The 19,600-nt window shown below is 41.2% G+C and carries 15 protein-coding genes, 1 tRNA gene and 1 pseudogene; 2 read left to right on the forward strand and 15 right to left on the reverse strand.

The genetic code is table 11. The features are described 5' to 3' along the window. The first annotated feature begins 46 nt into the window (after positions 1-46). Both prmA and ribD read left to right on the forward strand, forming a co-directional pair. Positions 47-880, forward strand: a complete 834-nt coding sequence (gene prmA / locus HMPREF9331_RS01555) for a 50S ribosomal protein L11 methyltransferase (RefSeq protein ID WP_016419424.1) — start codon at positions 47-49, stop codon at positions 878-880. Further along, positions 880-1,893 (forward strand): bifunctional diaminohydroxyphosphoribosylaminopyrimidine deaminase/5-amino-6-(5-phosphoribosylamino)uracil reductase RibD, encoded by a 1,014-nt coding sequence (gene ribD, locus HMPREF9331_RS01560; protein WP_040356838.1) that lies wholly within the window; start codon positions 880-882, stop codon positions 1,891-1,893. Before prmA ends, ribD begins: the two co-directional genes overlap by 1 nt. Before the next feature lie 77 nt (positions 1,894-1,970). Here ribD and HMPREF9331_RS01565 read toward each other — a convergent pair whose 3' ends face one another. From HMPREF9331_RS01565 to HMPREF9331_RS01635, 15 genes and pseudogenes are all read right to left on the reverse strand, one after another. Then, positions 1,971-2,435, reverse strand: coding sequence for a DUF805 domain-containing protein (locus HMPREF9331_RS01565; protein ID WP_016419426.1), 465 nt, complete (start codon positions 2,433-2,435; stop codon positions 1,971-1,973). A gap of 334 nt (positions 2,436-2,769) precedes the next feature. Continuing rightward, positions 2,770-7,242 carry a DNA polymerase III subunit alpha gene (gene dnaE / locus HMPREF9331_RS01570; RefSeq protein WP_016419428.1) on the reverse strand — a complete coding sequence of 1,491 codons (4,473 nt, stop codon included), beginning with the start codon at positions 7,240-7,242 and terminating at the stop codon, positions 2,770-2,772. A gap of 144 nt (positions 7,243-7,386) precedes the next feature. Next, a complete protein-coding gene (groL, locus tag HMPREF9331_RS01575; protein WP_016419429.1) occupies positions 7,387-9,015 on the reverse strand; it encodes a chaperonin GroEL in 1,629 nt (542 codons plus the stop codon). A 34-nt stretch (positions 9,016-9,049) separates the two neighbouring features. Next, on the reverse strand, positions 9,050-9,589 hold the full coding sequence (locus tag HMPREF9331_RS01580; protein ID WP_016419430.1) for a hypothetical protein: 540 nt from the start codon (positions 9,587-9,589) through the stop codon (positions 9,050-9,052). Positions 9,590-9,606: 17 nt separating this feature from the next. Continuing rightward, complete coding sequence (locus HMPREF9331_RS01585; protein ID WP_009641430.1) at positions 9,607-9,885, reverse strand: co-chaperone GroES; 279 nt, start codon at positions 9,883-9,885, stop codon at positions 9,607-9,609. Between the two features lie 82 nt (positions 9,886-9,967). Then, positions 9,968-10,447: a CYTH domain-containing protein gene (locus tag HMPREF9331_RS01590; RefSeq protein WP_016419431.1), complete on the reverse strand. Its 480-nt coding sequence runs from the start codon at positions 10,445-10,447 to the stop codon at positions 9,968-9,970. Between the two features lie 99 nt (positions 10,448-10,546). Then, complete coding sequence (locus tag HMPREF9331_RS01595; protein WP_016419432.1) at positions 10,547-13,591, reverse strand: AAA family ATPase; 3,045 nt, start codon at positions 13,589-13,591, stop codon at positions 10,547-10,549. Continuing rightward, a complete protein-coding gene (locus HMPREF9331_RS01600; RefSeq protein ID WP_016419433.1) occupies positions 13,591-14,814 on the reverse strand; it encodes a metallophosphoesterase family protein in 1,224 nt (407 codons plus the stop codon). The genes HMPREF9331_RS01595 and HMPREF9331_RS01600 overlap by 1 nt, the downstream gene beginning before the upstream one ends. A gap of 121 nt (positions 14,815-14,935) precedes the next feature. Continuing rightward, positions 14,936-15,418: an ExbD/TolR family protein gene (locus HMPREF9331_RS01605; RefSeq protein WP_009641427.1), complete on the reverse strand. Its 483-nt coding sequence runs from the start codon at positions 15,416-15,418 to the stop codon at positions 14,936-14,938. Positions 15,419-15,427: 9 nt separating this feature from the next. Further along, a pseudogene (locus HMPREF9331_RS01610) lies at positions 15,428-16,055 on the reverse strand (ExbD/TolR family protein). A 3-nt stretch (positions 16,056-16,058) separates the two neighbouring features. Next, on the reverse strand, positions 16,059-16,457 hold the full coding sequence (locus HMPREF9331_RS01615; RefSeq protein WP_016419435.1) for a hypothetical protein: 399 nt from the start codon (positions 16,455-16,457) through the stop codon (positions 16,059-16,061). A gap of 25 nt (positions 16,458-16,482) precedes the next feature. Continuing rightward, complete coding sequence (locus HMPREF9331_RS01620) at positions 16,483-17,196, reverse strand: MotA/TolQ/ExbB proton channel family protein (protein ID WP_009641404.1); 714 nt, start codon at positions 17,194-17,196, stop codon at positions 16,483-16,485. Positions 17,197-17,238: 42 nt separating this feature from the next. Then, positions 17,239-17,326 (reverse strand) — tRNA-Ser (locus HMPREF9331_RS01625). A 71-nt stretch (positions 17,327-17,397) separates the two neighbouring features. Beyond that, complete coding sequence (locus HMPREF9331_RS01630) at positions 17,398-18,426, reverse strand: asparaginase (RefSeq protein WP_016419436.1); 1,029 nt, start codon at positions 18,424-18,426, stop codon at positions 17,398-17,400. Further along, on the reverse strand, positions 18,423-19,550 hold the full coding sequence (locus tag HMPREF9331_RS01635) for a 1-acyl-sn-glycerol-3-phosphate acyltransferase (protein ID WP_016419437.1): 1,128 nt from the start codon (positions 19,548-19,550) through the stop codon (positions 18,423-18,425). The genes HMPREF9331_RS01630 and HMPREF9331_RS01635 overlap by 4 nt, the downstream gene beginning before the upstream one ends. Positions 19,551-19,600 lie beyond the last annotated feature (50 nt).

Consider the following 19,600-nt stretch of genomic DNA (forward strand, 5'->3'; position numbering starts at 1 on the left):
TATTTGCATCTGTTATTTATATAGAACTAACAATTAACCATTGATAATGAATTATATAGAGTACGATTTTACTGTTTCCCCTACAGAAATGGGAGCTGAAATCCTTATGGCCGAACTTGCCGAAGTAGGTTTTGACAGCTTTGAGGATACCCCTACAGGGATCAAAGCCTATATTCCTAAAGATAGCTGGAATGAGCATATTTTGCAGGATATTTATCTGCTAAGCAATCCAGAATTTACCATTTCCTACCAAATAACAGAAATAGAGCAGGTCAATTGGAATGAGGAGTGGGAAAAGAACTTTTCACCTATCGTAGTGGAGGATCTCTGTACAGTACGAGCCAACTTCCATCCTGTGCCTAATACACGCTACGATATTGTGATTACCCCCAAAATGAGTTTTGGTACAGGTCATCACGAAACGACTTATATGATGTTGCAGCAATTGCTTCCTTTGTCACTTGAGGGTACCAAAGTCTTGGATATGGGCTGTGGTACGGGTATCTTGGCTATTATGGCAGCCTTGCGTGGTGCTCGTGATATTACCGCTATAGATATAGACCCTTGGTGCGTGGAGAATGCCACAGAAAATGTACAGCAGAACGACTGTTCTTTTATCACCATAAAAGAAGGAGATGTTTCTCTAATTGCAGGGGAGCAGTATAACCTAATCTTAGCCAATATCAACCGAAATATCTTGCTTTCAGATATTCCTGCTTACACCCAAGCACTCCTTCCTCAGGGATTACTCTTGGTTAGTGGCTTTTACGTGGAAGACTTACCAGCGATAAAAGAAAAATGCCAAGAAGTGGGACTTACCTATCTTAGCCATATAGAGCGAAATCGCTGGGTATCAGCCAAATTCCAACGCCTATCATGATGACTACAGACGAGCTATACATGCAACGTTGCCTATTTTTAGCCCGTAAGGCTATAGGCTATACCTATCCCAACCCATTGGTAGGTAGCGTGATAGTGCACAAGGGTAAGATCATAGGGGAGGGCTGGCATACTAAAGCAGGAGAACCCCATGCCGAGGTTAATGCTATTGCCTCCGTCAGGGATAAAAGCCTACTTAAAGAAAGTACCCTTTATGTGAATCTGGAACCCTGTGCACACTTTGGGAAAACGCCTCCCTGTGCCGACCTAATTATAGAAAAAGAAATCCCCAAGATCGTTATTGGCTGTGTGGATATCAATTCCAAAGTAGCGGGCAAGGGTATTGAGCGCTTACGACAAGCAGGCCGAGAGGTCATTGTAGGGGTTTTGGAGGCTGAAAGCCAAGCGCTTAATAAACGGTTTTTTACCTTTCATGCCCAAAAGCGCCCTTATATTATTCTTAAGTGGGCACAAACCCGCGATGGCTTTATAGCGCCTTTGCAGCAAACGCAGCAGGCACCTGTATGGATATCCAACGCCCTCTCCCAACAACTTACTCACCTATGGAGGGCACAAGAAGGGGCTATCTTGGTTGGTAAGCACACGGTAGAGAAGGATAACCCTTCCCTTACCACACGCCATTGGGTAGGGAACAACCCCTTGCGCTTGGTTATAGACAATGAACATTCCCTTGCTAAGACTTTAGCCATTTTTCAGGGAAATCCTACCGTTACTCTTACCATTTCCCCAACGCTCTCTATGCCTAAACAGGTATGTAATGACCTATATGAGCGACAGATACAAAGCCTTATTGTAGAGGGAGGCGCTCATGTACTCCAGCAATTTATAGACGAAGGTCTATGGGACGAAGCCCGTATATTTGTAGGTACTCCTCAATTCTCTGTAGGACTTAAAGCCCCACAACTCAGTGGAAACCTACTCACTACCCAAGAGATAGAGGGGGATTATTTGTTTGTTGTCAAGAATCCTGCTATAGAAAAAAGGAGTCTTTAAGAAAAGATTCCTTCGAAGCCTTACAAGAAGCAGGAAACTTAGATGGTCTGCTCAATAAGCTATAGAAAAGGGAGATATTAGTATTTCTTACTATAGTTTTTTCTATAATCCTTATTATATTTGCCATAAGAAGTCTCTGTTTTTTGATCTGCAGAAGCACTATCAGTATCCGAGGGAGGTCTATCCTCAAAGAGAGTGTCCTTTTTGGGGTGCTTATACTTGGGAGGTTCGCCATAATAGTTGGCTTCTTTATCTCCCTTACCAAATAATAGAACAAGATAGTAAAAAGGAATCCACTGAAACCAGCCACTGTTTCCTAAATCATGACAACGCTTAGCACCTTGGGCTAAGGCAAACCATCCTATAGGTATATATAAAAGTACTAAAAAGGTAGTATTTCCTTTAGTTTGAAGTATACTTGTAAGGATAAGAATACTTAAAAGAGTACAAATAATTAGGCTTAGACCATATACTGTTCTACCAATACGCCCTGAGAATGAAAAAGCTGCTCTAAGTATAGCATATCTTACTTTAGTCTTCATAACCACATAGTTTTCTTCCTTTTTCTACAGCTTCTTTTATTGTTAATTTTTCTAAATCTGTAGAACACTGCCTTAGTCCTCTACAATGAGGACTATAATGATAAGCGGTACTATTAGGTCCCTTGCAAATATATACATAGGTTTCACTTACTTCATTACTTGAGCAAGTAATCATACTCACGAATGATATAATAAGTAAGGAAATAATCCTATAAATTGCTTTCATAAAAGTTTATTTGGTTAAGAATTATGTTTTAAAAGAGTTTTTAGTCTCTAAAATATAATAAAAATACTTTAATTTTATCAACTGTAATTATTAAATTTTAAATAGTTGTTAATCTATTTCTACTTCTTCCATGAGTTTGAGGACTTCCTCATCGGCGGAGGTCATGGTATCAGGGGCTTCTATGGCAAGGTTCAGCCAACGGGGTTCGTTGTTCAGGCGATAGATAAAGGAGCTGTTGGAGAGTGCATCAAAGAACTCTTTGCATACCTTGACCTTAGTACCGTGACTATTCATAGGGAGTTCTATGTCCTTTTCTCGTTCTTTGCTTTTTCCTATGATCAGAAAGTTAAAAGGAGTGCTCCCCTTGAAGTGTTGAGATAGGTTCTTTACGAAAAAAAGGGTCTCTTCATTTACTTGGGGGAGTTCTACGGCCATTTGTAGCTTGTCTATATTCTCTTGTAGGGCATCTTCTAAGAAACCGATATGGGTGAAAACAATCTTGGGGCCAAAGGTGCGTCCGTCGGGGGTGGTATAGCCTCCCTTGATATGGGCTTTGATGAAAACAAACTGTTTTTCGGAAAGGAAAGGGCGGAATTTTAGGTATTCTTCGCCAAAAATACGAAAATCGACCGTACCGCTATAGTCTTCTATGGTGAAAGCACCCCAACCTTTCCCGTTTTTGCTGGTGAGGTGTTCCATCTTGACAATCATTCCTCCAAAACGTACATCTTGGTTCTCCATACCCTCGTAGTTGGAGGTAAATTCGGCTGCTTTTCGGTTGCATAGGTAGTCCAATTGGTACTTGAACATGTCCAAGGGGTGGCGTGAGATATAGATCCCTACTACTTCTTTCTCTCGGCGGAGTTCCTCTAAGGAGTTCCAAGGCTCTGTTTCAGGCATTTTGGGTTCGGGGATTTGCACCTCTGGGCTATCTCCGAAAAGGCTTAGCTGTATGGAGTGGGCGCTCTCCTGTGATTTGGCACCATAGCGAATGATCTTTTCCAAGAAGTTCATATTCTCCGAGGGGCTTTGGTGGAAGAATTGGGCACGGTGTACCCCTGGGAAGGAGTCAAATCCTCCCGCTAAGGCGAGACTTTCAAAGGCTTTCTTATTGGCCGACTTGAGATCTATACGCTTGGCCATATCAAAAACAGACTTGTAAGGGCCTTTCTCTCTGGTCTTTACGATGGTATCCACCGCAGCCTTGCCCAATCCCTTAATGGCTCCCATACCAAAACGAATTGCACCATCTTTGTTTACAGTAAACTTGTATTCGGATTCGTTTACATCGGGGCTGAGTACCTTGATACCCATACGGTTACACTCGGAAAGGAAAAAGCTGATGGACTTAATATCATTCATATTGTTAGAGAGTACCGCTGCCATGTATTCGGCAGGGTAGTTGGCCTTCAGGTAGGCTGTTTGGTAAGCAATCCACGCATAACAGGTAGAATGTGATTTGTTAAAGGCATAGCTGGCAAAAGATTCCCAGTCTTTCCAAATCTTCTCCAAGACCTCGGCAGGGTGTCCTTTTTTGCCTCCCCCCTCTATAAACTTAGGTTTCATCTCGGCCAAGACATCCTTGAGTTTTTTCCCCATGGCCTTTCTCAGCTTATCGGCTTCTCCCTTGGTGAATCCAGCTAATTTCTGAGAAAGGAGCATTACCTGCTCTTGGTATACGGTGATACCATAGGTGTCCTTGAGGTATTCCTCCATATCGGCCAAGTCATAGGTGATAGGCTCTACGCCTTGTTTGCGATGAATAAAGCTTGGGATATAGTCCATAGGTCCTGGTCGGTAGAGGGCATTCATGGCGATCAGGTCGGCGAAGACGGTAGGTTTAAGCTCACGCATATATTTTTGCATACCAGGGGACTCGTATTGGAATATCCCGATGGTTTCTCCACGCTGGAAAAGGGCATAAGTAGGCTTGTCATCCAAGGGAATATGATCTATGTCTAACTCAAATCCGTGTCGTTTTTGGATAAGAGCCACTGCATCCTTGAGGATGGTGAGCGTTTTCAGTCCCAAGAAGTCCATTTTCAATAGGCCAGCACTCTCTACCACGGAGTTGTCAAACTGAGTGATAAAGAGGTCGGAGTCCTTGGCCAAGGCCACAGGGACAAAGTTGGTGATATCGTCGGGAGTGATGATAACTCCACAAGCATGTACCCCTGTATTACGTACAGAACCCTCCAAGATACAAGCCTGCTGAACAGTTTTAGCCGAGAGGTCATCGCCCTGGGCTATCTCCTTGAGTTGCTGTACTTTTGGCAAGTCACTTCCTACAGTTTCTTTAAGTTTTTCATCGTCGAAGGTAAAGATTTTTTTAAGAGAAATATTAGGAATCAGTTTGGCTATTTGGTCAGCCTCCTTTAGCGGCAAGTCCAACACACGAGCCGTATCACGTACAGAGGATTTGGCAGCCATGGTACCATAGGTAATGATCTGTGCCACTTGGTTTGCCCCATATTTCTCTATCACATAGTCTAGGACACGGCCACGCCCATCATCTTCAAAGTCAATATCAATATCGGGCATACTCACACGGTCAGGGTTGAGGAAACGTTCAAAAAGCAGGTCGTACTGGATAGGGTCTATATTGGTAATACCCAAGCAATAAGCCACAGCTGAGCCTGCCGCGGAACCACGTCCAGGGCCTACGGAGACCCCCATATTGCGTGCGGCAGTAATGAAGTCCTCCACAATAAGGAAGTAGCCAGGGTAGCCTGTTTTTTCTATGATAGAAAGCTCAAAATCAAGGCGTTCGCGTACTTCGTCGGTAAGTTCCTTATAGCGCTTTTCAGCGCCTAAGTAGGTGAGATGGCGAAGGTATTTGTTCTCTCCCTTTTTTCCAGTAGGATCATCCTCCACTTGGAACTCCTTGGGTATGTCAAACTTAGGGAGGAGGATATTGCGTGCTAGCTCATAGGGTTCTATTTTGTTTATAATCTCCTCAATAGAAAGAATAGCTTGGGGAATATCCTTGAATAATTCCTTCATCTGCTGGGAGGATTTGAAATAATACTGTTCATTAGGCAGCCCATAGCGGAAGCCGCGCCCATGTCCGATAGGGGTAGCTTGCTTTTCTCCGTCTTTGACACAGAGCAGAATGTCATGAGCGTTGGCATCTTTGGGGTTGATGTAGTAGGTATTGTTGGTTGCGACCAATTTGACCCCATGTTTTTGCGCTAATTGTATCAGTACTGCATTGGCACGGTCTTCATCTTCTTGGCCATGCCTGATAAGTTCTATATAAAAATCCTCTCCGAATTGGTTCTTCCACCATAGGAGTGCCTCTTCAGCTTGTTTTTCGCCTTGATTTAAGACTTTAGAGGGGATTTCACCATATAGGTTCCCTGAAAGTACAATGATATTCTTTTTATATTGCTCTACTACCTTTTTGTCAATACGAGGTACATAGTAAAAACCTTTGGTATAGGCGATAGAAGCCATCTTGATAAGGTTCTGATAGCCTTCTTTGTCCTTGGCGAGCATGACTACTTGATAGCCATTGTCCTTTTTGCTTCTGTCTAAGTGGTTTTCACAGATATAGAATTCGCAACCTATAATAGGCTTGATGATGGGTAGGGGAGCGGGCTTTCCCTCCTCTTGAGCTTGGGCGTTTTTGGCTTTAGCTTCTTTGTTATACTTAGATATTTCTTTGATAAAGTGGAAAGCTCCCATCATATTGCCATGGTCGGTTAGTGCTACAGCAGGCATCTGCGCTTCGGCAGTGGCCTTGACCAAATCAGCAATAGAGGCGGTGGATTGCAAGACAGAGAACTGAGTGTGGTTGTGCAGGTGTGCAAAGGGAGCAGTCTCCAGTAGGGCAAGGTTTTCAGCCAGCTCGGTAGAGGACAGAGCTGTGGATTCCTCTTGGGCTTTGAGCTTTTCAGAAGCTGCCTTTAGGTTGATATGCTGTAACCCCCAAAGCGCTACAGGAGCGGTATACTTCTCTTGGATAAGTGCCATAGCCTCATGGGAGACTTGGCTGGAGGTGAAGCCCTCGCCTCGGCGGACTAGCTCAAAAAAACAGCGAGCGGTTGCCTCCACATCGGCTGTAGCGTTATGGGCTTCGGCAAAGGGAGTGCCAAAGAGAAACTGGTGGAGTTCGGTAAGACTTGGATACTTGAACTTACCTCCCTTACCCCCTTCTATTCGGCAGAGTTCGGCAGTGATTTCGGTACAGGTGTCCAAAACAGGCAGTTCTCCCAAGCGGGTAGCTACCCCATAGCGGTAGAACTCAGCCCCCATGATATTGATATCAAAGCTGATATTTTGTCCTACAATATACTGAGTCTTGCTCAGTGCTTTTTCAAATTCTTCAAATACTTGTTGGATAGGTACGCCCTCTTTGGCAGCCAGCTCTGTGGAGATCCCATGGATACGTTCTGCATCGTAGGGAATGGTAAAGTCGTCAGGGGTGATTAAAAAGTCCTTATGCTCTACAAGAGTACCTTGAGCATCGTGTAGTTGCCAAGCGATTTGTACAGCACGCGGCCAGTTGGCACTATCGGAGAGTGGTGCATTATAGTTGCGGGGAAGTCCAGTTGTTTCAGTATCAAAGATTAAATACATAGGGAAAGGGAAGTGTGTTTCTTGGACAAAAGTAGTATATTTTTTCGAATCCTCTGCGTTGTTATCGTGAATCCTTTGTTAAAAATAGAAAGGGAAACCCGCCTGTTTGGGGCGGGTTTCTTTAAAATATTTATTATGATGCAATTACATCATGCCAGGCATGCCGCCGCCCATAGGAGGCATAGCAGGGGTATCTTCTTTGATATCTACCAAAGCACATTCGGTAGTAAGGATCATACCAGCTACAGAAGCTGCATTTTCCAAAGCTACACGGGTTACTTTCTTAGGGTCAATGATACCAGCACGGAACATATCTACATATTGTTCTGTTTTGGCATTGTATCCTGTGGAGTTTCTGCCGTCCAATACTTTGGCAATTACCACAGAGCCTTCACCACCAGCGTTTTCTACGATAGTACGCAAAGGAGCTTCTACGGCCTTGAACACGATTTGGATACCTGTAGCCTCATCAGCATTGGTAGGTTTGATCTTAGCTAGTACATTTCTAGCGCGTAATAGAGCAACTCCACCACCAGCTACGATACCTTCTTCTACGGCAGCACGAGTAGCGTGAAGGGCATCATCTACACGGTCTTTCTTTTCTTTCATTTCTACTTCGGAAGGTGCTCCTACATAGAGGACAGCCACTCCACCTGCCAATTTGGCCAAGCGTTCTTGGAGTTTTTCCTTGTCATAGTCAGAAGTAGTAACTTCAATTTGGGCTTTGATTTGTCCTACACGGGCTTGGATCTCTTCGCTCTTACCGGCTCCGTTTACGATAGTGGTGTTGTCCTTGTCAATAGCTACACGTTCGGCACGGCCAAGCATGTCAATAGTAGCATTTTCAAGGGTAAAGCCTCTTTCTTCAGCTATGACAGTACCACCTGTAAGGATAGCGATGTCCTCAAGCATGGCTTTGCGACGGTCTCCGAAACCAGGAGCTTTCACAGCAGCAATGCGAAGGGCACCACGCAATTTGTTCACAACCAAGGTAGCTAGGGCTTCCCCGTCAATATCTTCAGCGATAATAAGGAGTGATTTGCCAGATTGTGCCACAGGCTCCAATACAGAAAGCAAATCCTTCATGGTAGAGATTTTCTTGTCATATAGAAGGATAAAAGGATTATCCAACTCAGCAGTCATCTTCTCAGAATTGGTTACAAAGTAAGGAGAAAGGTAACCACGGTCAAACTGCATACCTTCTACGATATCCACATAAGTATCAGTACCTTTGGCTTCTTCTACGGTGATAACACCCTCTTTACCTACTTTGGAGAAGGCATCGGCGATGAGTTCCCCTACAGTCTCGTCATTGTTGGCAGAGATAGCAGCCACTTGGCGGATTTTATCAATAGAGTCACCTACTTTTTGGCTTTGTTTAGCCAATTCATTTACGATAGACTTCACCGCTTTGTCAATACCGCGTTTCAAATCCATAGGATTGGCACCTGCCGCTACGTTTTTAAGACCTTCGCGTACAATAGCTTGGGCTAATACAGTGGCGGTAGTGGTACCATCACCAGCGAGGTCATTGGTTTTGGAAGCTACTTCCTTAACCATTTGAGCACCCATATTTTCGTGTGCATCAGCAAGTTCCACTTCTTTGGCTACAGTAACCCCATCTTTGGTAACGGTAGGAGCACCGAAGGATTTGCTAATAATTACATTGCGTCCCTTAGGGCCGAGGGTCACTTTTACGGCATTAGCTAGGGCATCAACTCCTCTTTTTAAGCCGTCACGTGCATCAATATCAAATTTTATATCTTTTGCCATGTTTTTTATTTTTTAAATTATTAAGTTTAATTATTTAAGCGATTTGAACAATTCTACACTTTTCACACAAGGGATAGGTAGTTATAAAATCCTTAATTTGTTCTTTGGCTTCTGCAAAATTTCCTTTTATATAGAAATACAAAGCTGTATCTTTACTGCCTTCATGATATGAAGTTAGTACCAAAACATCTTTTAAAATTTCACAGACAGTGTCAAAAACCACATTGATATCAGAAGTCTCATATACTTCTTTAGGTAAGTCAGTACCATTTACATAAAGTCCTAAACCTTCTAAAGAGCCTATCTCTTGAGAGAAATTCTCATTATATAGCTTAGAGCCTTTTGGGATACCAATATCTTCCAACTTTTGTAGTAATTTCTCCACTGCATTAGCAGTATCATTGAGAGAGATTTCTATATCGCAGTATTCTATTTCTCCCTCTTTGGACATGAGAGTACCACCACCTGAGGTTTCTCCTAGATCTTCCTTGGAGAGAAACTCATCTATAATGTCCTCCAGATCATGTCTGTCAAAAGGTTGTAACTTTGCATTTAGTTGTAAAGTGTAGAACATAATTTGTTATATTTAGATTATTCTAAAATACCTAACAAATCGTTTTCTCTCATGATGAGGTAAGTCTTACCTTCCAATTTTAGTTCTGTACCTGCATATTTTCCATAAAGAACGGTATCACCTACCTTTACAGTGATAGGATTTTCTTTGGTTCCTGCCCCTACAGCTACAATTTTTCCTTTTTGAGGTTTTTCTTGAGCAGTATCAGGAATGATAATACCAGAGGCGGTTGTAGTTTCAGCTGGTGCTGGTTCCACAAGCACTCTATCAGCTAACGGTTTTAATTTTACACTCATATTCATTTATTTTTGTAAATCTATTTCTCTCTAAGCATAAAGTGTGCCAATTGGCAAAATATGTCAAATTGTCAGTATTCGCTTACTTGTTCCAATGTTTATAAGGGTGTTGGCTTAGAGCACTGTTATAGTAGCGGGTATCAGAGGTAACTTCCTCTGCTAACCAAGTGGGTTTTTCAAAGTCCTGTGCCACATCGGTAAGTTCTATTTCAGCGACGATAAGTCCTTCATTTTCACCGTGAAAAACATCTACTTCGTAGAGCGCTTCACCCACCCATACCTCATAGCGAGTTTTCTCAATAGGGGAGGGTTCACATAGGGGCAATAGGGCATGCACATCGGTAGGGGTGATTTCTTTCTCCCATTCGAATCGGCTGACACCATTCTCCTCACTCTTTCCTTTGACAGTGAGGTAGCCTTTTTCCCCTTTGAGGCGTACACGTACCGTTCTTGAAGGGTCAGTATTCAGAAAAGCCTGCACAATAGGGGTACTTCTATGTGCTTGTGCTATGAAATCGGTATTTTTGACTAAGAATTTGCGTTCAATTTCTTTAAATGCCATAGTTTTTTAATTTTTTGTAAAGATATAACTGACAAATAGACACTATTTAATTGTCAATGGTTAATTATTAATTATTAAAAAGAGACTAATAACTAAAAACTAACAACTAATAAGGCTCCCCTTTTCAGGATCATTGGTAATGGTCAGGGACATAGGAATACGTTCTTTGAGTTCTTCTACGTGGGAGATAATTCCTACGATACGATTATCCTTAAGCAGGTTAGCCATAGTCTCAAATACAATATTTACAGATTCTGCATCTTGGGTACCGAAACCTTCGTCAATAAAGAAGAAATTCTTATCGGCACTTGCCTCACTTTGTACACTTTCGGCTAAAGCTAAGGCCAAACTCAAAGATACTTGAAAGGCCTGTCCTCCTGAGAGGGTTTTTACACTTCTGCTTTTTCCCTCATTGAGGTAGTCTATGATCTCGAACTCATTGTTTTCTCCAATTTGCAGGCTCAATTGTCCTCGTGTCATTCTATGGAAACGCTCATTGGCATGTTGGCAGAGCTGCTGAAGGTAGATGGAGGAGATGTACTGTACAAACCCCTGTCCTCGGAAGATATTTTCCAAGAGTTTGATATGTTCTTGGCGAGTGCTAAGGGCAGCTACCGACTTGAGCAGTTCCTTCTTGGTAACCAAAGCCTTAGTGATACGTTCCAGTTCGCTGGCGATTCTTATACATTGCTCGTGAAGCGCCTTTACTTCCTGCTGCTTGAGCGTGTATTGCCTTTCAATTTCGGCAAAGGCCTTAGGGTCAAAGGATACTTGGGCAAATTTGGCTTCCAAGTCCTGAATTTGTCTTTGGAGTACCTCGTAGCGAATCTTGAAATCCTGTATTTTTTTCCTATTCTTCTCTATAGCTATGGGGGTGCAGAGTATTTGGCTAACCTCCTCAAGGCTTATATGCTCTTGAGACAAGGTACTCTCTAAGGTATGTTCTACATCTGATAGTTCCTTTTCCCATTTTTCAAGTAGCTCACAGGTGCCTTTTAGTTGCGCTTCATATTGTGATAACAGTGGTAGTAGGCGGTTTCGTTCTTCGGTAAGGGAGATATAGGCTTGTTCCGTTTGCTTATTGGAGCGGACAACCTCCTCATATTCTTTTTCAACCAGTGCGTGTGCTTTGCTTTGATAATCGGCAAAAGTATATTTTTTGAGACTTTCCTTTCGGCTGGCTATATGTCCCTCAAGAGTGGCGATTTCTTTATAGATATTTTCTAATCCTTTTTTGTACTTTTCTATTGTGATTTGAAGGTCTTCTATTTCTTTGGTGCCCTTTTTGCGTATGCTTTCTTTATTTTCTATTTGTTGTTCCAAAGCTAAGGCCTCTTTACGCTTTTTATCGAAGGCAGTACGATCTTCTTTTGAAAATTCGCTCCAAATGAATTTGTCATGATGTGCTGAGTATTCCTGTTTTATTTGTCGAGCAGTTTCCTTTTCTGATTGTAATTGTTTTTCAAAAAAATGTTTTTTATCTACGGCCTTTTCTATTTGGAAGAGGTACTGTCGTAGTTGTTCTTGTTGGGCATCAAGCGCTTTTATCTCTTTTTGAGTAGAAGCAAGTTCGGTACTGACGTCTTCAAAATGGGCAACACTTGGATGTTCTAATGAGCCACAAAGAGGACAGGGACTTCCCTTGTGAAGTTCTTTTGTATAATGGGATAATTGCCGCTGTAGTTCAAGTTGGTTACACTTTTGTTGGAGCGTGTCTTTCTTTTTCTCTATAGATTCCTTTTCAATGGTTATTTTTTCTTTGTAGTTGGGAACAAAACCCTCTTTAAAGAGTGCAAAATGGCTGAGTTCGTCTATGATATTTTGTAATTGTGCGGTTGTTTCCTGAATTTTTTGCTGCTGTTTGTTTTGGTTTTCAGAAAATGATTGGTTTTTCTCATACCAATTTCCAATCTCTAAGAGCAATTGGCTGTCTATACGTTGTTTTTTGAGACTCTCTATTTCATTTTCAATGGTGCTATTGAACTCCTTTTTGTTTTTGAGTTCCTTCTCTACTTCAGCTATTTTTTCAGAACCTTTTATAGTTCTTCCTTTTTCCTCTGCTAGCTTTTCTTGCAGGGGAAATATGGACAATATTTGTTGTAAATCAGCTTCTATTTGTTTTGTTTCAGGAAGTTTCTCATAGGTCTCTTGCAGAGAATTTATATTCTCAGAGATGAAAGCTAATTTGTCTTGTACTTCTTTGAGTTTTTCGGTCTCCGTATCTCTTTTATAAGTGTAAGATTGTAGTTCTTTTGTCAGGCGTGCTTTATTATCTAATAAATTTTTGAATACTTTTTCTATTTTCTCATACGCATTGACTTTTTTCTCTAATTCGTCAAATGAATTTTTTAGTGAATGTAGTTGTACAAATTCCTTTTTCTTTTGCTCTAAAAGTTCAAAGTCTGATTTCAAGCTCTTGAGATGTTCGTAATGTGTCTTTAGTTGATCAAGTATTACTTCTAAAGATCTTTGTTTGTCTGTCTCTTCCTTGAGTTTGTCCTTTTGTATTTGTATGGCCTCTTCGTGGATTTCTTCATATCCCTTGAGTTCGCCCTCTTTGAAACTGAGTTTTTCGCTATTTTCCTTTTTAAGTTTAGCAATATTATCGGAAAGGTCAAACTTCTGTAGGTTGAAGATTTCCTTCATCATCTCGTTGCGATCCTTGGCACCGAGTTCTAAAAACTCCTTGAACTGCCCTTGCGGAATGATGATGGTACGCTTGAAGTTGTGGTAGCTCAACCCTATCAGTTCTTGAGGATTGGCTTGCTCCAAGGGGCGCCATTGGTTACCTTCTTTCTCATAAAACTGTACAGTAGGGGTTCTTACATCTTCGAATTTTTTGGAGTTGCGCTTGAACTCCCTGACCACTCGTAGCTGTCGGTTCTCAAAATTGAGAAACTCAAATTCTATATAGATATGGTTGGATTTGAGGTTCATCATATTGTACCCTCTTTTGTCGGCCTTGTTTAGGCGTTCGGTTTCTCCATATAAGGCATAGGTGATAGCCTCCAAGATAGAGGATTTTCCAGCACCTACCGCACCAAAGATGCCAAATAAGCCAGCACTGGTAAGGTGAGAAAAATCAATATGTTGTCTTTGCTGATAGGAATAGATTCCTTCAATGGTGAGGGATATGGGTAACATTAGTCTATAGGGGTATTGATGGCTTCGTTGAACAAATTTAGAATTTCCTGATTGGGGGCTATGCCGCCATTCTTGTATTTGAAATAGCTTTCAAATAGGGGAGTAATATTCTCAAAATTAATATCTTGCAGAGATAACTCAGCAGAGGGGTTATGTTCTGTATCCAGCAGTAACTTAGGGATTAGAAAGACGATGCCTTCATGGGTGTTGTATAGTCGTTTTCTATCCTCGGCTCTGAGGTATTCCTTGAGTTCAAGGGTTAGCTCCACCCAAGTATTGGGATTTTCTTTTAGCCAAGAGGTTGCCGCTTCTATAGAGGCAAATTGCTTCCTTACTAAGGGTTTGCCTTGGGTAAGGGGTATTTTGCTAAGGTGCACAGCTTTATTAGGCTCGGCCTCTATGATAGCCACATATTTCTCCTCTCCTGCTTCGCTAAAACTGTAGCATAGGGGAGAGGAAGCATATACAATAGGCTTTTCTTCACTGCCAATATTCTTAAATCCGTGTAAGTGTCCTAAGGCCGTATATTGCATTTGGGGAGGAATAGCATTGGTGTAGATCATGTCAGCATTTCCAATACGGATAGGGCGCTCTCCTTCAGGTTCTTCCAAGAGTTCGCCATTCTTAGGATTCATAAATAGATGAGCGGTAAGTATATTTACCCCCTTGGAATCACAATACTCCTGTGCAAGAGCTTGCCATTTGTCGGATAGGAATTGGTTGATAGCCAGTTGTTTGTCTCCTTCCAATTCTTCTCTTAGCCTAGGCTCGTTGGCATAAGCAGTATGGATAATTCGCAAGGGGTAGGGGAAGGAGGCAAGTTGTAGCTCTATAAAGCCCGCTGAGGAAAGGGTAATTTTAAAATCTTGCGTTTCTATAGGAGTTACCAGAGCAAAAGGCTGACCTATAAGGAAAATACCACATTCGCGAGCTAAAGGATCAGGGGCATCAATGAGCTTTGGAGCATCGTGATTGCCAGAAATAGCTACCACAGGCCTGCGCCCACCGAGGGAGAGTTGCTTAACGGTCTTGTAGAATAGTTCTATGGCGTCGGTATTGGGGGTGAAGTTGTCAAAAAGGTCTCCTGCGATGATAACCACATCTACCTTTTGGGCATTAGCTATTTGTACAATTTCTCCCATTACAGCACGCTGCTCTTCTATACGGGAGAAGCGGTCTAATTTTTTTCCTAAGTGCCAGTCGGCAGTATGAAGTATTTTCATAGTCAAATTGGGTATAAGAATTCACAAAGAAGTGTCTATAAAAAAATCCGTAAAATAAATATTTCACGGATTCTTATAAAAATAATATAAACTATAAAAACTACAATTTTCTAAAGTTTGATTAGTCACCTAACACAGCAGGTTTTCCTTCTTTTGTTATGTAATTAATCTTTAAAGCATTGATCTCTCTCAACTGTTCTTTTAAGTCTCCGATGATCCCCATTTTAGTATGCTTATCAATCTTTAAGGAGGTGATAAATACATCTTTGTATCGCTCTTGTAGTCCTTCTTTGTATTTAAGGATAGGTGTACCTACCTGATCTACATCTACAAACACATCATTAATCTGAAGTTTTGCATTTTTACCAAACTTATCTTGATATCTTTGTAAAGGTTCCCCTGCATACACATAGATCACAGGGTCTTTTTTATCTAATTTTTGTACTTGATCTGCCGATGGAATATCATTGGCTACTTTTATTTCCCCATCTTTAGTTTGGGTTACTGTCATAAAAAAGAACAAAAGCATGAAGATAATATCAGGCAGAGAGGCGGTTGAGATAGGAGGTACCTCATCACTTTTTTTCTTGTTGAACTTTGCCATAATTCTAAATTATTTATCTTTTTTTACACTTGCTTCTACCAATTTTCTAGGAAATAGTTCTTGCAATTTTTCTAGTTTTGGTCTTAGTTCATTTTTTCTCTTTTTCAGGAGTTTTTGCAGCGTTAAACTCTGCATCCATCTCTGCGTAAGTAACTTCATTGGGGAACAATCTTTTACGTTCTCTCTCACGTAACTCATTGTAGGCTGCTACTAGTTCATTTTGCACAGCAATATAAGTTTCGTAATTGGTTTCTCGGTCATTTTGTAAGGAGATAACCGCTTTATTAGGATTGTCTGATGAAGCTGGGTCATGCTTGCCTTGGCAATAGCTACAAGCCTCTTCGGCTTTTCCGCCTCCATTGTCTAAGAACTCAACCGCTTTTTGTCTAAGATTTTTGATGTCCAATATTTGGTCTTCTACTAAAAGCTGATTATTTTTATTAACTAATACGACGAACAAGTTGCGTTCGTTAATAGGAGGTTCTTGTTGTTCTTGTTTGGGAACTTTTGGCGGTAATTTTGCAGCTATTCCCGCATTGGATGTGATGTCGGTCGTTACAAGGAAGAATATAAGCAAAAGAAATGCTATATCTGCCATGGAGCCGGCATTTACTTCGGGTACTGAACGTCTTGCCATTTTTTAAGTTCTTTTGATAACTGAGAAAACTACAGACACTAACGAGATGAGTATAAGCAGATAGGTTGCCATAATACCAGCACTTATCCACTGGAAGTTACTGTCTGAACCAAACAATGCATAGGAAAGGGGATAGGATACTATGATCACTCCTAAGAAAGCTCCTGCATAGAGTAAGGTCTTTTTAATTGATTTGGGTGAGGATAATATGTTCTTGGAAGCAGAGAGAATAACAACTACTAATCCAATAACCAATAGCAAATAAGCTACGCCGAACATACCTATCATAGGGAAATTGTCAATGCTGTTCTTGGTCTCATCGGAACTAACCATAAGCCAACCGCAAAGAACAAGTCCTATAACGCCCAAAATAAGCGCTATTAATCTTGATATTTTGTGCATGGATAGAGATTTTAAGGGTTAGTAATTATTTTTTGTAAGCTACCAATAGGTCAACAAGTGAGATAGAAGCATCTTCCATATCATTTACAATGCTGTCTACTTTAGCTACGATATAGTTATAGAATACTTGAAGAATCATCGCAACGATAAGCCCGAATACGGTAGTAAGCAATGCTACTTGGATATCTCCAGCGATCAAAGATGCATCCAAACCACCAGCCAAGCTGATCTTTTCAAAGGCCTGAATCATACCAATTACCGTTCCCATGAACCCAAGCATCGGAGCAATGGAGATAAATAAGGAAATCCAAGATACGTTCTTTTCCAAAAGCCCCATCTGGACACCTCCATAAGAAACTACAGATTTTTCTACGATATCGATACCTTCATCTACACGATCAAGACCTTGGTAGAAAATAGAAGCCACAGGCCCTGCGGTGTTTCTACATACTTCCTTGGCAGCTTCTGTTCCACCATTCTTAAGAGCATCCTCTACATTTTCCAATAGCTTTTTGGTATTGGTAGTGGACATAGTCAAATAAATGATACGCTCAATGGCAACGGCAAGTCCAATGATAAGACACAAAAGGATAGGTGCCATGTAGGCAGGACCTCCCTTGATGAAGTATTCCTTGAAACTTTGATTCACACTTCTCTGAGTAGCTTCTTGTGCGAAAACAGAGCTAACATTTATGAAAAGCAACGCGGCTAAGGCTAATTTTGAATACATTTTTTTCATTTTTTCAATTTTTTAGGTGGATATTAAATTAATAAAATAAAGCAGAGAGGAAGGGATTCGAACCCTCGATACGCTTTTGGCGTATACACACTTTCCAGGCGTGCTCCTTCGACCACTCGGACACCTCTCTAAATAAGTATCATTTTACAAGCCGCTAAATTACAACAAAAAAATGATAGCTCAACATTTCTTAATAAAATTTTATGATATTTCTCCTTGTATCTCTGTTTCGTACTTGATTTTCAGTGTTTTGCTATCAAGGTTCTTTCCTAATAGATACATCAGTTTGGTAATAGCAGCTTCACTAGTGAGGTCTTTTCCGTTGATAACCCCTATGTTTTCAAAGTGAGAACCCGCTTCATACTTGTTAGGAAGCACAAATCCACGCATACATTGGGTAATATTAACCACTGTAACACCTCTTTTGATGGCCTGTTCTATGGTAGCTAAGAACCAATCTTCGGTAGGGGCATTCCCTGATCCGAAAGTCTCCATAACTACCCCCTTAAGCGAAGGGATACTAAGGATACCTTCTAATATAGGTTGGGTGATGTTGGGGAAAATCTTCAAGAAAGCTACATGAGGATCAAATTGGGTAAAGACTTGCAAGGCCTCTTGAGATTTTCTTTGGTATAGGTATTCGTGATGTACCTTTAGGTGTACGCCACTTTCGGCTAATATATGATAGTTAGGCGAGTCAAAGGCCTGAAAATTCTCTGCATCTATCTTGGTTGTTCTATTGCCCCTATAGAGCTTGTATTCAAAATATAGACATACTTCCTCTATGACAGGTTTGTTGTTTTCCTTGAGACTGGCCAAGCGAATAGAGGTGATGAGGTTCTCTCTGGCATCGGTTCTGAGGTCACCTATAGGAAGCTGTGAACCTGTAAAGATCACAGGTTTGGCTAAGTTCTCTAGCATAAAGCTCAGTGCAGAGGCCGAATATCCCATAGTATCACTGCCATGAAGGACGACAAAGCCATCGTAATCATTGTAATTCTCTTTGATACTTTGGGCGATTCTTTCCCAGTGAGCAATGTTCATATCCGACGAATCAATAGGAGGATCAAAAGAGACGTGACTTATATCACTGTCCAACTGAGAGAGTTCAGGTAAGCGCTCTTTGATTTTCTCAAAACGGAAAGGACGTAACACACCTGTTTCATAATCCTTTACCATCCCGATGGTACCTCCTGTGTAGATGAGGAGAATTTTTGTTCTGTGAGTCATAATTTTAATTTATTAATGACAGGGTTGGCATACATTTCTAAGAATTTTTTGCGAGAAATGTTACCTTCCGAATTACTTCTATTCTCTAATCGTCTCTCAAATTGTCTAAGTTCTTTCTCGGTATATTTATCGGAAAATCTTTCTATGTCGTTAAGTAAATCATAGGCTATGTAGTTGCTGGCAAATAACTTGTATTGAGAATGAATTCTAGCGTCCATCAGCTCCACAAGGGCTTGTATCTGTCGGTTGGTGTGTTCCTCTTGCGCTGCAATAAGGTCTAAATCCTCATATAAAGGCTTTCCTACCGAGATATGTACGCAACCTTTCTGTCCTACTAAGCCTTGTACTATATTATTATAGTCCTCGTTTTCTTTTTTAATATATTCCACTCCATGATGTTGTGCCAAAAGAGCGGGAATCTTTAAGATATCAGTGGGGTCAAACTCGTATGATATGGCCATGGGCACTATGTGCAGTTGTTTGAAATAAGTCATCAGAGGCATCTGCTTGGGACAATTCATGGATAGCATCTTGATTACCCCCTGTTGGGTACGATCGTTTCCGTCCTTGGTGCGTCCTTCTCGTTGGGCAATCCACACGGAGCGGTTTTTCTCAATCACACAGCGAGCGATAAACTGAGATACCAATTGGGATTTCTGTAGTGTCTCCCTTGGAGATAAACCTCTGTGTATGATAAAGTTACGATTGAGCTTAGCAAAAGCCAAAAGGAAAGGAGTATTCACCAAATTGCTCCCCATGGCCGAAGCAGTCATCTTAAATCCTTTTTCATGTAGTAATACATTGAGAAAGGAGGTATCCAGTATGATATCTCTATGATTAGAAATAAATAAGTAGGACTGAGAGGGGTTGAGGTACTCAAAACCATCGTCAGAGAGCTGTGTAACACTCTTACTAATGGCACTCTTGATGATAGGATACATGATCCTTGACTGAAAATCTCTTATTTTCTTGCACGAAAGCAATAAATTCATCTGCTCCTGTTCATTGAGCTTGGGAAAGCCAAATTGCAGTAGCTGATATATGGTTGGGTTATCCTTGATATAGTTCAATATTTCAGATACCTCACTATCGTGAAAAGGGCGTATTTGAGAAAAATCTGTCAAAATGTAGCGGTTGAATATAACAGTGCAAAGTTACGCAAAATTTATCAGAA

Origin of the sequence: Capnocytophaga granulosa ATCC 51502, assembly GCF_000411115.1 — a bacterium.
GTDB lineage: Bacteria > Bacteroidota > Bacteroidia > Flavobacteriales > Flavobacteriaceae > Capnocytophaga > Capnocytophaga granulosa.